Below are 12,440 nucleotides of genomic sequence, written 5' to 3' on the forward strand. Positions count from 1 at the left end.
GAGGACACCATATGAAAAGAGTCAGACCAGCATACTATGCAAAAAGTCGAAGCAAATACAAAGCGGCCGTGCTGATGAGCACCGCTGTACTGGCAGCAGCATTGATTGGTTTTGCGGGGCGTGCGGAAGCCGCCCAGCCTCATTCTTCATATTGGTATCCGAACACCCTGCTGGAGTGGTCGCCGTCCACGGATAAAGACGCTGTCTTTAACCGTGGCACGGTGAAGCTTCAGGAGAATCGTGTTCAAGGGCAGAAGGTGAATCCAAATGCCAAGTCCGAGCCCAAAGTGATGGCGCTGGCTTCTATGTATCCGAGCACAAGCGGCGCCCCTTCACAGGGGTCGGAGAAATTCAACACATATACCTTCAGCTACTGGCAGTACATCGATAAGCTGATTATGTGGGGCGGTTCTGCCGGTGAAGGTCTCATTGTGCCGCCAAGTGCGGATGTGATCGATGCCGCGCACAAGAACGGCGTGCCGGTGTTCGGTACGGTATTCCTGCCGCAGACCGAGCACGGCGGCAAGATCGAATGGATGCGCGATCTTCTTAAGCAGCGTGCTGACGGAACGTTCCCGGTTGCTGACAAGCTTGTGGAAGCCGCCAAGTATTACGGCTTTGACGGCTGGTTCATCAACCAGGAGACCCAGGGTGCAACGGCGGAAGAGGCCAAGAAGATGCAGCAGTTCCTGCTGTATTTGCAGAAGATCAAGTCACCTAAGATGGAGATCATCTGGTATGATTCCATGATCAAGGATGGACCTGTCAAATGGCAGGGCGCGGTAACAGATAACAACAAGATGTTTGTCCAGGATGGCTCCCAGCGTGTGACAGATGGTATGTTCCTGGACTTCCGCTGGCAGTACAAGGACGAGAAGAACGGCAAGTACGATTACGTGACTCCGTATCTGAACTCCCCGGCTGTCATGAAGTCGCTCGGACGCAGCCCATATGACCTGTATGCTGGAATCGATGTGGAAGCGAACGGGTATAACAGTGAACTGAACTGGCCTGTCCTGTTCCCGGACGGCAAGGCTGCGACGACCTCGCTTGGAATCTACCGTCCAGACTGGGCCTTTAACAGCTCCAAAACGCAAGAGGAGTTCATGGAGAAGGATCAGATTTTCTGGGTGGGAGCGAACAAGAATCCACAGAACACCTCGCAGCCGGCAGGCACAAGCCCTTATGCCTGGAGAGGCATTGCTAATGACATTGTGGACAAAACGGTTCTGACCGGTTCGGAAATGATAACCCATTTCAACACCGGAAATGGCCATATGTTTGCGGTGAACGGACAGGTGGTGCGGGAGAAGAATTGGAGCAACCGCAGTCTGCAGGATATTCTGCCAACATGGCGGTTCATTACGGAAGCGGAAGGCGGAGCGCAGCCGCTCAGTCCAGGCTTTGATTTTGGCAAAGCGTTCTATGGCGGAAGTTCCCTGAAGCTGTCCGGTGCCCTTGTGCCGAAGGCTGGCACGACCATTAAGCTGTATAAAGCGAACATGAAGGTGGAAGCGGATACAGAATTGTCAGTGACCTATCAGGCGAATTCCAAGGATGCCCAAGTGAAGGTTGGCGTGGCGTTCTCCGACGCTCCGGATCAGTACGTATTCCTGGAGCCTAAGAAGCTGGATAATGTGGGCGCGAACAAGGATTGGACGCAGGGAAGCATCCGGATGAATCAGTACAAAGGACGTACGATAACCGGAATCTCTCTGAAGTTCGAAGCCGCGAAGCCGATTGCCGACTTCCGTGTGAATGTGGGTGAACTCGCAGTGACCCGTCTGAGCGAGAAGGCGGATAAGCTCAAGGAGATTACCGGACTTAAGGTCATCGAAAATGACTTCCGTGACGGGATCTATGGCGATGCGCGCCTTTCCTGGACTGCACCGAAGAAGGCGGACGATGTCTTGTATTATCAGGTTTACCGGGTGAAGCCGGATGGGAAATACGAGCTTGCTGGAATGACAGGCAACACCGTCTACTATGTGCCTGAGATGAGACGGATTGATAAGGAGAAAACGACCAAGCTGGTTGTGATTCCGGTCAACCGGCATTATGAGCAGGGCAAACCGGCAGGAGTCACCTTCGAATGGCCGGCTTATCCGAAGCCGGTGGCCGCTTTCGAGGCGGATAAGACCCTGATTGCACCGGGAGACACGGTTCAATTCACGGACCTTTCCTCTGAGGTAACTGAGGGCTGGGCATGGAGCTTCTCTGGTGGGGAGCCGTCAAGCAGCACCGAGCGAAATCCGAAAGTGACTTATAATCAAGAGGGAACGTTCGAGGTTAGCCTGACCGCCAAGAACAGTGTCGGCGAGAATGTGGTGAAGAAACAGCTAATCACGGTAACGAAGGAAGCCGCCGGGGGCGTAAACAATCTGGCTCTGGGCAAGACGGCAACTGCTTCGGGTTTCACCAATGAGAACGAGGCGCCTAAGTTTGCGATTGACGGGGATGACAAGAAGAAGTGGTGCGCTGTAGGCGATGCACCGCATACTCTGACCGTAGATCTTGGGGGAGCCCACAAGCTTAGCGAATTCGTAATCAAGCATGCCGAAGCTGGCGGTGAACCGGCAGCATTCAATACCCGTGCCTTCAAAATCCAGCTGAGCAGCGATAATGTGAACTGGACGGATGCGGTTAAGGTAACGGACAACACCAAGGGAATCAGCAAACATGCGATCCCATTGACTGAAGCGCGTTATGTGCGTCTGGTTGTAGAGAAGCCTACCCAAGGCGGCGATATGGCGGCGCGGATCTATGAGCTTGAGGTAATGGGGTTGAAGTAAGGGTGAGCGTGAGCTGCATGGAGCATGCACTGTTCGCTGCGGGCTCGGTTCGGCTTTCTGATCGCTGTTGCCCCCGGATTTCCGGATTGAAGCCGCTAGTAGCGGTAGAAATCCGGGGGCAAAGGCGACCGCTGACGCTTCTGAAAGCCGAATCCGGCCCTCCGCTGGGAGTGAGCAGGGAGATTGCAGCACGTCTGGTCCCTTAGCTCACCCCTTAGGGGGTGAGGTAGAAGTGCTTGCTGTTCGCTGCGGGCTCGGTTCGGCTTTCTGATCGCTGTTGCCCCCGGATTTCCGGATTGAAGCCGCTAGTTAGCGGTAGAAATCCGGTGGCAAAGGCGACCGCTGACGCTTCTGAAAGCCGAATCCGGCCCTCCGCTGGGAGTGAGCAGGGAGATTGCAGCACGTCTGGTCCCTTAGCTCACCCCTTAGGGGGTGAGGTAGGAAGTGCTTGCTTGTCGGCTGCGGCCACGGATAGGCTTAAACGAGCTTCCATATCAAAATCAAACAGAGCGGCAGGCCAAGAGAGTTCACCTTGGCCTGCCGCTCTATCGTTTTAATTCGGATTGGTGTCATTTCATAAACTTTTTTTGCTTGTTTTCTCGGACTATATCAATTGACTTTTTGATAAGGTACTTCCACCCCTTCATCGATAAATAATTGATTCTGAGTATCTACATAACTCATCGTATTGCGGACCCAATAATACGATTCATCTATTTTATAAAGTGGCACAGACAACTGATGTTCAAATGAAATCATAAATTGTTTATCTTTTGTGATCGTAAAGCTTGTGCTAAGTTCATCTGCTAACGTATATTGACCTGTAATGTCATCCTCACTAGAGGACGATAAAATTTCTATATGTTTTGGTGCTTCTACGGAATCTTGTATCCCCAAGAAGTAATTCATAATTTCTTGTTCATATTGGGGGAATACTTCTTGATTCGTAGCTAAAACCACAATATCCTCTGTGGATGTATTAATAAAAGCTTGCGCTGAACAACCGAACCATCCACCTGTATGACCAACCCAATCATCTTGAATGATAAAACCATAACTATAATGCTCAGCGACTTCTGTTGGTGTTAACATGAATTTCACAATCTCTTTGCTAAAGTACCGACCTTGAAAAAATGCTTTTAAAAACATGGCTACCTCTGCCACTGTTGCATAAATACCACCGTCACCAACTACATTGTTATATTTCTCCTGTTTGTTTTTTAAATATGGGTCATTATGTACCTTTTTGTATCGTTGCTCCTCATAATCATACATATGACCCTGCGCTTCGTATTGTTTTGCTGGCTGTGTTGTTGTACTAGTGAGATTTAATGGTTTTGCAATATATTGTTGTAAACATGTTTCATACGATGAGCCGCTGACTTGTTCAATAATTTCTGCAAGTAGAACATAATTCGTATTGCTGTAAGACCAATGCTCATTCTGTATATGTTGTGGTAGTGTCGTCTCGAGAAATGTTTCCATACTTATTATAAAGTCTTCTGCAATATACTCTGGAATCCCGGACGTGTGTGTAAGTAAGTGTGCAACTGTCACATTTGCAAAATGAGGGGCGTTAAACCATTTTGTAATTTTATCTTCTAATTGCAGCTGCCCCTTCTCAATTAGCTGAGATGTCATTACCGCTGTATACATTTTACTTAACGACGCAAGGTTAAATTGTGAACTTTCAGTAATAAGATGCTGCTCTGAGATATCTTGATAACCATGATAATACTGCTTGATTTGTCCTTGGTTTTCATAATAAACTGCACCATTAAACGAGATATGTTTAAGCAAACCCTCCACTTGTTAACCTCCTAAATAAATTAGATATCTAATATATTGGATATGAAGAAATTTTATAATTCCTTCATTGCGATCTCCTTTAATTTTTCAATAATGCGTATAAATTCGTCTAACTCGTTAGACGAAAGCTTGCTGTAAATTTTATCTGCGACCTGCTGTTCAACATAATCCTGCTTCGAAAAATACTCTAATCCATTTTCAGCTAACGTTATAAATACTTCACGGCGATTTTGTAGATTAATTTCCCGCTTGATATATTTATTCTTTTCCAACTTAGCTATTAATTGGCTAACTGCGCTAGAGCTAATATTCATTTCAATTGCAATTTCACCCACCGTAATACGACCTGCTAAATACACAATATCTAATACAACGGCTTGTTGTGTTGTAATGCCGCTATTTAGATATTGCTTATAATGTTTATAAATCAAACGGTTTATCGTGTATTCTGCTTCATTAATGCGCTTAACCTGTTCATATAAGGACAAAAAATCACCTACTAATATGTTAGATGTCTAATATATTAGCAAGTGATTTGTCAAACGTCAATCTTATACAAAGTGTCGTCAAATCAGGTCAGTTTACTAATTATACAGACTCTCCTACTGGAAAGATCAAGGGCTGCTTCGACTCTACTCGTTATCTTGTGTGATTATACAGATACCGGGCAAAGGCCATCGGCTCGCGGTAAGACGCTTTCCAGGTTTCCATCATTCCGGCTTTCTTAAATCCGTAACGCTGATCCCTGCCGTTGCATTCAATAAAGTAAACTCTTCCGTCGGCTGTAACGCCAATGTCGAGCCCCAGATCAGCGAGCAGCGGCAGGTGGCGGGACAAATACCGGACGGTTGTCAAAGCCAGATGCTCAACTTGGGCAATGACCACGGCTGATTCATGCGGTGACATAATCTCAGCCAACACGGAAGGAACGGGATAGGCACTGCCTCCTCCGGCGAGATTGGAAATAAAGGCGCCGGCTGCGGATTTTTTGGCAAACATGCCAGTAATGCCCCACTCTCCGGTCAGTCCCCGCTGTACGGTGACACGCAGATCGAAAGGGCGTCCCTGAACCTCAGCCAGGGGGATACGCTGCTGGATCAAGTAGGGATACCTTCTAAGCTGCTGTTTCAGGGGGCCAGGAAGCTCCCGGCCTCTTAACTTCTGGGAGACCCATGTATTCTTTCGGGAGTGGGATGGAAAGGTGAGGGACCAGCCGGCCCCGTCTTGGTGCAGACGCATAACCCCTTTTCCAACACTCCCCCGACACGGCTTTAGAATAAGATCGCTGTGGTTTTCCATGAATTGTTTTAAATTTGCTGGGCTGAACAGAGCTGTATCAGGAAGACAGCTTCTCAAATAAGGATCGGCGCAGAGCAGCTTGTGGATTTCATCCTTGCCGTAGCGGTTGTTCATGTTAAACACGGCGACCTGACGGGAGAGAAGTCCCCCAATCCTATGCAGCGGTCCCGCCTCACTATAGATAGCCCGGTTATGAATAACCTTCGGTATAGGCATGGACACCTGTTCATATTGATGATTCCGGTATATGAATGCAGCCGTTCTTCCAGTCCGGATATCCACATCCCCAATCTTTATAAAACAGGGGATCAAGTCTAGTTCTGCAGCGGCTACTTGATAATTTGAAAGCGACTCCTCTCTGGTCTTAAGTCTGGGTATACCGCGGTACATCGCAGCATTCAACAGAATACCGACATAGTTATAGCTCATCCCCGGTTCTCCTCCTCTCGGCTCCCCTAGACTTCCGCATCTATTGTTTAGTCTATGAACGCTGGAAGAAAAGGAGTGGACGACTGTTCCCCGGCAGCGGCCTGTTTTGGGACGTTGTCACCACCTGAGGCAGTTCCCATATATTAAGAGTGTGCAGACCGGATTAAGGGAGGGAGTTCAAATTGTCAGTTCAGCAAAAGGTGGCTGTGGTTACGCCGGGCGTGTTTGTCATTCCCTCGGGACGCAGCAGTTCCGTGGAACGCGTCATCGAAAAAACAATGTCCCTGGTCCCCGAGGGGCTTGATGTGCGCGTGTTTGGCAGATCGGCAGGCCATCTGCCGGCCAAGGATTTTCTTGGCAGTGTGCCATGCTACCGCATACCAGGGGGATCTGCGTATTTGTCTGGCATCCTCCGTCATCTCAAGAACTGGATGCCTGACACGGCGGATGTGCATAACCGTCCGGCACTGGCTTATGGACTGAAGAGACACCTGCCACAGATCCGGGTCTTTCTGACTCTTCATTCGACAACGTTTATCAGCCCCTGCTGTCTTCCTCAATCTAAAGCTGAGGTTATGCTCAGCAGTGTGGATGGGCTGATTGTGAACAGCGCCTATTTGCGGGACGATGTGCTTCGCAGGTTCCCCAAGCTGAGAACACCGATTTACGTGAATCCGCTTGGCGTGAGCCTGGAGGATTTTACTCCGCGTTGGACTCCGGCAGGGGAGGCGGTCCGGCAGGCGAGACTTGCCGATTATGGCTGGCGGAATCGGAAAATTATCCTTTTTGTAGGCCGGCTCATACACGGCAAAGGGGTTCACCGGCTGCTGGAGGCCCTTCCCGGGATTGTATCTCGGGAGAAGGATGCCTTGGCGGTTATTGTGGGGAGTGCCTTCTATGGGGTAAACCGGGATACTGCCTATGTCAAAAGTTTAAGAAAACTCGCCGGGCAGATGAAGGACCATACGGCCTTTCTCCCGTTTGTGCCCTACCCGCAGGTGGCGGATTTATATAATTTGGCGGATGTGGTGCTGGTTCCGTCTCTGGAGGACGAAGCTTTTGGACTGGTAAATCTGGAGGCTATGGCATCGGCTGTGCCTGTTGTGGCTTCCGCTGTGGGAGGGATTCCCGAAATTATCCGGCATGAGCAGACAGGACTGCTGCTTCCTAAAGGCAGCGGGAACGAAATGCTGGAGGCAGCCGTCCTCCGGATCTTGGAAGACAGTCAGCTTCAGAGAAGCCTTGGTCTGGCCGGGAGAGAGCTGGCCCGCAGCACGTTCAGATGGCAGCGCTGCGCTGAGCGCTGGACTAATCTGATGAGCATGGAGCAGCCGCCGACTGTTCAGAGATGGAGTGTCTAACAGATAAGTTCCCGAAGTGAAAGTTTGGAAATCTAATAAGGTGCAAGCAAAAGGCTGATTCGTTCACGGAAGCCGCGGTGAATCAGTCTTTTTAGCAATTCCTTATATAAGCTGGACAAGCCCGGCTAGACTACTGCCGGGGAAGCAGCGTAATGTCATCTTTGGCAATTGTACGTTTGCCGTTACAAGGTGTCCGGTGAGACATAAGCTATTGTATGGGACATTTCGGTCACAAGGGAGGTGTATGACCATGGAGATCAGGCGCAAGAGAGCCTGGCACCGGATTTCCCGCAGGCCGCGTGCCTCATCCTCATCCAAAGCCCCCGGTAGATGGAAGCTGTTCAATGATCCGGATCCCCTGGTATCCGTCATCATCCCGGCGATGAATGAACAGCGGACTATGGAGGGGGTACTGCGTGAGGCAGGCCGGGTGCATCCGAGCAGCGAAGTGATCGTGGTGGTGAATGGTTCGGTGGACAGAACCTCCGAAATCGCCCTGAAGCGGGGTGCCCGTGTGCTCACCTATCCATATCCTCTGGGTCATGATGTGGGAAGGCGGATTGGGGCGGAGGCCGCCAAGGGAAAGGTACTGCTGTTCATAGATGCGGATATGGTGATTGCAAGCCGCCATCTCAAGCCCTTTGTCGAAGCGGTCGCATCCGGTGGGGCGGATATTGCTCTGAATGATTACAGCGGGCCTGTGGAACGAAAGGAACCTCATCCCGTTGTTCTGGCGAAATATACATTGAACGCAATTCTGGCACGGCCGGACCTGAGGGGGGCATCAATGACTGCGGTTCCCCATGCCCTGAGCAGGCGAGCGCTGGAGATCATCGGCTTCGCTGCTTTGGAGGTTCCGCCGCTCGCCCATGCCATGGCGGTAAGTCTGGGGCTTGTCGTTAAGCCGGTATATTCGGTCCCTGTTGGTCAGCTGAATGCCCGGAGAGGCAAGGTCCGCGGCTCGGACCCTCTGAGCTCCCTGGTCACGGGAGATCATCTTGAGGCGGTGCGCTGGCTGATTGACAAGCTGGGTCCGAGGGCCGGTTATACTGATCTTTCCCGGCAGCGCGGGAGGTTAAGATCATGAGAACGAGAACAAGAACGAGAATGAAGGGGGCGCCCAGGAGAACAAGCCGCAGGAGGCTGCGGCAGGCAAGAGGCAGAAGAGTCCGTCACAGAGCGATGCGTTTCAAGTCTAGATCTGCTATTAGACGCAAACGGAGGAGGCTTGCAGCCGGAAGCCCCATTTCCCTGCTAGAGCGCACTGCTTATCAGGCGGGGATGGCACAGGCTGCCGCGGTTCAGCAGGATCAGCGGACCAGGGAACATCTGATCACGAGCTTTCGGGACTGGCATAGGCAATTTGGGCATGGAGGACAGTCCCTGTCCAGATTATGGGCCAGCGCAAATGCCTATAGCAAAGGCTATTCCGCCGTACCCGGCACAGCCGGTTCTGTCATTCCACTTCCTCTGGACAAAAGCGCTTCAGCGATAGTGACCGTATGCGATGAGGAGAAGACGGTATCGGCCGTTCTGGCAGAATTGGAGAAACTCCCCTTCAGGGAGATTATTGTTGTCTTGAATGGCTGTACAGATGGAAGCTTTGCGGAGGCGCGCAAGCACAAGAACACCATACTCCTGCATTATCCCGAACGGCTGGGGCATGATGTGGGCCGGGCGATTGGCGCGGCAGCGGCAGTAGGGGACATTTTGCTGTTCATGGATGGAGATTTGGTTGTACCGGCAGAGCAGCTTGCGGCTTTCCTCTACGCTGTGGATAAGGGAACAGACGTGGCACTGAACGATATTTCCCCTTGGCTGCCAGCTTTTCAAGGGCAGGATAGCGTGACCCGGAGCAAAGCCTTCCTCAATCTTGTTCTTGGCAGGCCTGATCTGAAGAGCAATTCGTTAACCGCAATTCCCCATGCTCTCTCCAGGAGGTCGATCACCAGGTTAGGAACTGCTGTTCTGGCCGTTCCCCCAAAGGCGTTGGCTCTGGCGGTCCTGTCCGGACTTAAGATATCCACTGTCGCCAAGATAAATGTCATCAAGAGCAACCGCATCCGAAAAGGAAATACCGGGGAAGGCAACGCCGTTGGCAAACTTATTCTGGGCGATCACATTGAAGCGCTGGGCGAGGCCATGAAACGAAGCGGGGTCAGGCTTGGGTTAACCTCCCAGCCGAGAGCCGAATTAGCTAAAGCGAGGAATTCAGGATGACGGGAATGACCAGTATTATCATACCTACGTATAACGGACTGCATTTGCTTGCTCCATGTGTGGAGTCAATTCGGAAGCATACCCCGGTTCCTTATGAGATCATAGTGGTTGACAATGGGTCGGTTGACGGCACAGTCGAGTACTGTATTCGGGAAAAGCTGATTTTGATCTCGATGCCGTCAAACGCCGGATTTCCGGCCGCCTGCAACAAAGGGCTGTCTATTGCCGACGGTGATCATCTGATGCTGCTTAACAATGATTGTCTCGCTAGCCGGGGATGGCTGACAAATCTTCTTGCGGCGCTATACAGCAGCGGGGATGTGGGGATGGTCGGCCCGGTCACAAATTATGCCAGCGGAAGACAGCAGGTGGAGACCAGCTACAGCAGCCGTGAGGAATATGAGCGCTTTGCTGCTGCCTGGAATCAACCAGACCCGTCAAAGTGGGAGGAGACCCGGCGAATTGTTGGTCTGTGCCTCCTCTTTAAACGTAAAGTCCTGCAGGACGTAGGGTTCTTGGATGAGCGGTTTAGTCCAGGCCATTTCGAGGATGATGACTACTGCTACAGAGCGCGCGCTTATGGGTACCGGCTGCTGATATGCAAAGATACATTTATTCACCATGAAGGCAGCGCCAGCTTTAAGGCTGGTCATCCTAACGGGTGGGACGCTATGGTTAGCAGAGGAAGACAGTTATTCATAGAGAAATGGGGGGTAGATCCTCACGCGTTTCTTTAATTTTATTTTTGAAGCTTCATTATAAATAAATTGATAAGCGGTTAAGGAGGAGAGTCCATGAAAGGTGTGATATTGGCGGGAGGGACAGGGACGAGACTGCATCCATTAACCCGTCTCATCAACAAGCATCTGCTCCCCGTCGGGAAGCAACCCATGGTGAGCTACGCTATTGAGCGCCTCCGCCAGGCAGGCATCACCGATATTCTCATCGTTATTGGGAAGCAGTCGGCGGGCCTATATACTGACTACCTTGGGGGCGGAGAAGCTCTGGGGGTCAGTCTGACTTATAAAATACAGGAAAATGCGGGCGGCATTGCCGAAGCGCTGGAATTGGCAAAGAATTATATTGCTCCCGGGGAACGGTTTGTGGTTCTGCTTGGCGATAATCTGTTCCTTGATGATCTCGGTCCTTATGTGAGCGAGTTCATGAAGCAGCCTTCCGGCAGCGCCAGGGTGCTGCTCAAACCTGTAGATGATCCAAGAAGATATGGAGTGCCCGTTTTTGATGAGAAGAATAACGCACTGATCGCCTATATTGAAGAGAAGCCTGAACAGCCGAAGTCCGAATATTGTGTTACAGGAATCTATATGTATGATGACGAGGTCTTCGACATTATTGGAGGAATAACCCCTTCCAGCCGCGGAGAGCTGGAGATCACGGACGTGAACAATGTATATGCCTCCCAAGGCAGGCTGGAATATAATGTTCTGCAAAAGTGGTGGGGAGATGCCGGGACGTTTGAATCCCTGGAAGAGGCCCATCAGCAGATGAAGGGGGAACTGCCATGATCCGCCTGCTGGTTACGGGAGGACTCGGGTTTATTGGAAGCCATTTTATTGAGTACATGCTTGAGAGGTACCCCTCTCTTCATATCGTGAATCTCGATGCGGCAACTTATGCCGGTAACCCGGATAACACCCTGTCTTTCCGGGATCACCCTCACTACCGCTGGGTCAGAGGGGACATACGATCGCCCGAAGAAATCCGGAAGGCTTTTGAGGATGAAATTGACGGGGTGGTTCACTTTGCGGCAGAGTCCCATGTGGACCGGAGCATTCAAAGCCCGGGGCTCTTCGCCCAGACCAATGTGCTCGGAACCTTGAACCTGCTGGAGGAATCACGCCGCAGGGGTGTGAAGAAATTCGTGCATGTGTCGACGGACGAGGTATATGGCTCGCTGGGGGAAGAGGGATATTTCACGGAAGATACGCCCCTTGCTCCTAACAGCCCCTACGCGGCCAGCAAAGCCGGCTCCGATCTGTTAGTACGCTCCTATTACCATACGTACGGATTCCCGGCTGTGATTACTCGCTGCTCGAACAACTATGGTCCCCGGCAGTTCCCGGAGAAGCTGATTCCCACCATCATCTCGAGGGCGCTTCAGAACCAGCCCATTCCAATATATGGTGATGGCAGCAATGTACGTGACTGGCTTCATGTGACAGACCACTGCCGGGCGGTGGATTTGGCGCTGCGTCATGGGCAAGCGGGAGAAGTCTATAATATTGGCGGCCACAATGAGCTGAGCAACCTGAAGCTGGCTGCCCGGATTCTCGACCTGCTTGACAAGCCTCACAGTCTGCTCGAATTTGTCCCGGACCGCCTGGGCCATGACCAGCGGTATGCCATTGATCCGTCCAAGATCGGGGCGGCTCTCGGCTGGAAGCCGGAAATCCATTTAACCGAGGGGCTTGGAAGCACGGTCGCCTGGTATGTTCAGGCGGATGAATGGCTGAGAAGGATTCAGAGCGGAGAGTACAGGAGCTCTTTATAATGTGAAGGAACGTATCCT

General features: G+C 51.3%; 10 protein-coding genes. 7 read left to right on the plus strand and 3 right to left on the minus strand.

The genetic code is table 11. The annotated features are described in order from the left end of the window. Window positions 1-11: 11 nt before the first annotated feature. The gene (locus tag KJS63_RS21855; protein ID WP_213621054.1) at window positions 12-2,792 is read left to right on the plus strand and encodes an endo-beta-N-acetylglucosaminidase; all 2,781 of its coding nucleotides are present in this window, start codon (window positions 12-14) and stop codon (window positions 2,790-2,792) included. A 609-nt stretch (window positions 2,793-3,401) separates the two neighbouring features. On the opposite strand, the gene KJS63_RS21860 is transcribed toward KJS63_RS21855, so the two are convergent. From KJS63_RS21860 to KJS63_RS21870, 3 genes are all read right to left on the minus strand, one after another. Next, complete coding sequence (locus tag KJS63_RS21860) at window positions 3,402-4,601, minus strand: serine hydrolase domain-containing protein (protein ID WP_213621055.1); 1,200 nt, start codon at window positions 4,599-4,601, stop codon at window positions 3,402-3,404. Between the two features lie 53 nt (window positions 4,602-4,654). After that, a complete protein-coding gene (locus tag KJS63_RS21865; protein ID WP_213621056.1) occupies window positions 4,655-5,089 on the minus strand; it encodes a MarR family winged helix-turn-helix transcriptional regulator in 435 nt (144 codons plus the stop codon). Window positions 5,090-5,240: 151 nt separating this feature from the next. Next, window positions 5,241-6,329, minus strand: a complete 1,089-nt coding sequence (locus KJS63_RS21870; protein ID WP_213621057.1) for a YheC/YheD family endospore coat-associated protein — start codon at window positions 6,327-6,329, stop codon at window positions 5,241-5,243. A gap of 182 nt (window positions 6,330-6,511) precedes the next feature. On the opposite strand from KJS63_RS21870, the gene KJS63_RS21875 reads away from it, so the two are divergent. The 6 genes from KJS63_RS21875 (at window position 6,512) to rfbB (ending at window position 12,422) form a co-directional block, all read left to right on the plus strand. Further along, on the plus strand, window positions 6,512-7,690 hold the full coding sequence (locus tag KJS63_RS21875; protein WP_244862722.1) for a glycosyltransferase family 4 protein: 1,179 nt from the start codon (window positions 6,512-6,514) through the stop codon (window positions 7,688-7,690). A 250-nt stretch (window positions 7,691-7,940) separates the two neighbouring features. Further along, a complete protein-coding gene (locus KJS63_RS21880) occupies window positions 7,941-8,777 on the plus strand; it encodes a glycosyltransferase family 2 protein (protein ID WP_213621058.1) in 837 nt (278 codons plus the stop codon). Then, window positions 8,774-9,910: a glycosyltransferase family 2 protein gene (locus KJS63_RS21885; RefSeq protein ID WP_244862723.1), complete on the plus strand. Its 1,137-nt coding sequence runs from the start codon at window positions 8,774-8,776 to the stop codon at window positions 9,908-9,910. The genes KJS63_RS21880 and KJS63_RS21885 overlap by 4 nt, the downstream gene beginning before the upstream one ends. Beyond that, window positions 9,907-10,647 (plus strand): glycosyltransferase family 2 protein, encoded by a 741-nt coding sequence (locus KJS63_RS21890; RefSeq protein WP_213621059.1) that lies wholly within the window; start codon window positions 9,907-9,909, stop codon window positions 10,645-10,647. The genes KJS63_RS21885 and KJS63_RS21890 overlap by 4 nt, the downstream gene beginning before the upstream one ends. 57 nt (window positions 10,648-10,704) lie before the next feature. Further along, window positions 10,705-11,436, plus strand: a complete 732-nt coding sequence (locus KJS63_RS21895) for a sugar phosphate nucleotidyltransferase (RefSeq protein ID WP_213621060.1) — start codon at window positions 10,705-10,707, stop codon at window positions 11,434-11,436. Next, window positions 11,433-12,422 (plus strand): dTDP-glucose 4,6-dehydratase, encoded by a 990-nt coding sequence (gene rfbB, locus KJS63_RS21900; RefSeq protein ID WP_213621061.1) that lies wholly within the window; start codon window positions 11,433-11,435, stop codon window positions 12,420-12,422. Before KJS63_RS21895 ends, rfbB begins: the two co-directional genes overlap by 4 nt. Window positions 12,423-12,440: the final 18 nt, after the last annotated feature.

This window comes from Paenibacillus sp. J22TS3, assembly GCF_018403205.1.
In the GTDB taxonomy this organism is placed as follows: domain Bacteria; phylum Bacillota; class Bacilli; order Paenibacillales; family Paenibacillaceae; genus Fontibacillus; species Fontibacillus tuaregi.

Excerpts from the sequence above, each read along its gene's own strand:
- KJS63_RS21880 (WP_213621058.1), top strand. The coding sequence starts at position 7,941 with ATGGAGATCAGGCGCAAGAGAGCCTGGCACCGGATTTCCCGCAGGCCG.
- rfbB (WP_213621061.1), top strand. The coding sequence starts at position 11,433 with ATGATCCGCCTGCTGGTTACGGGAGGACTCGGGTTTATTGGAAGCCAT.
- KJS63_RS21885 (WP_244862723.1), top strand. The coding sequence starts at position 8,774 with ATGAGAACGAGAACAAGAACGAGAATGAAGGGGGCGCCCAGGAGAACA.
- KJS63_RS21870 (WP_213621057.1), bottom strand. The coding sequence starts at position 6,329 with ATGAGCTATAACTATGTCGGTATTCTGTTGAATGCTGCGATGTACCGC.
- KJS63_RS21855 (WP_213621054.1), top strand. The coding sequence starts at position 12 with ATGAAAAGAGTCAGACCAGCATACTATGCAAAAAGTCGAAGCAAATAC.
- KJS63_RS21895 (WP_213621060.1), top strand. The coding sequence starts at position 10,705 with ATGAAAGGTGTGATATTGGCGGGAGGGACAGGGACGAGACTGCATCCA.
- KJS63_RS21890 (WP_213621059.1), top strand. The coding sequence starts at position 9,907 with ATGACGGGAATGACCAGTATTATCATACCTACGTATAACGGACTGCAT.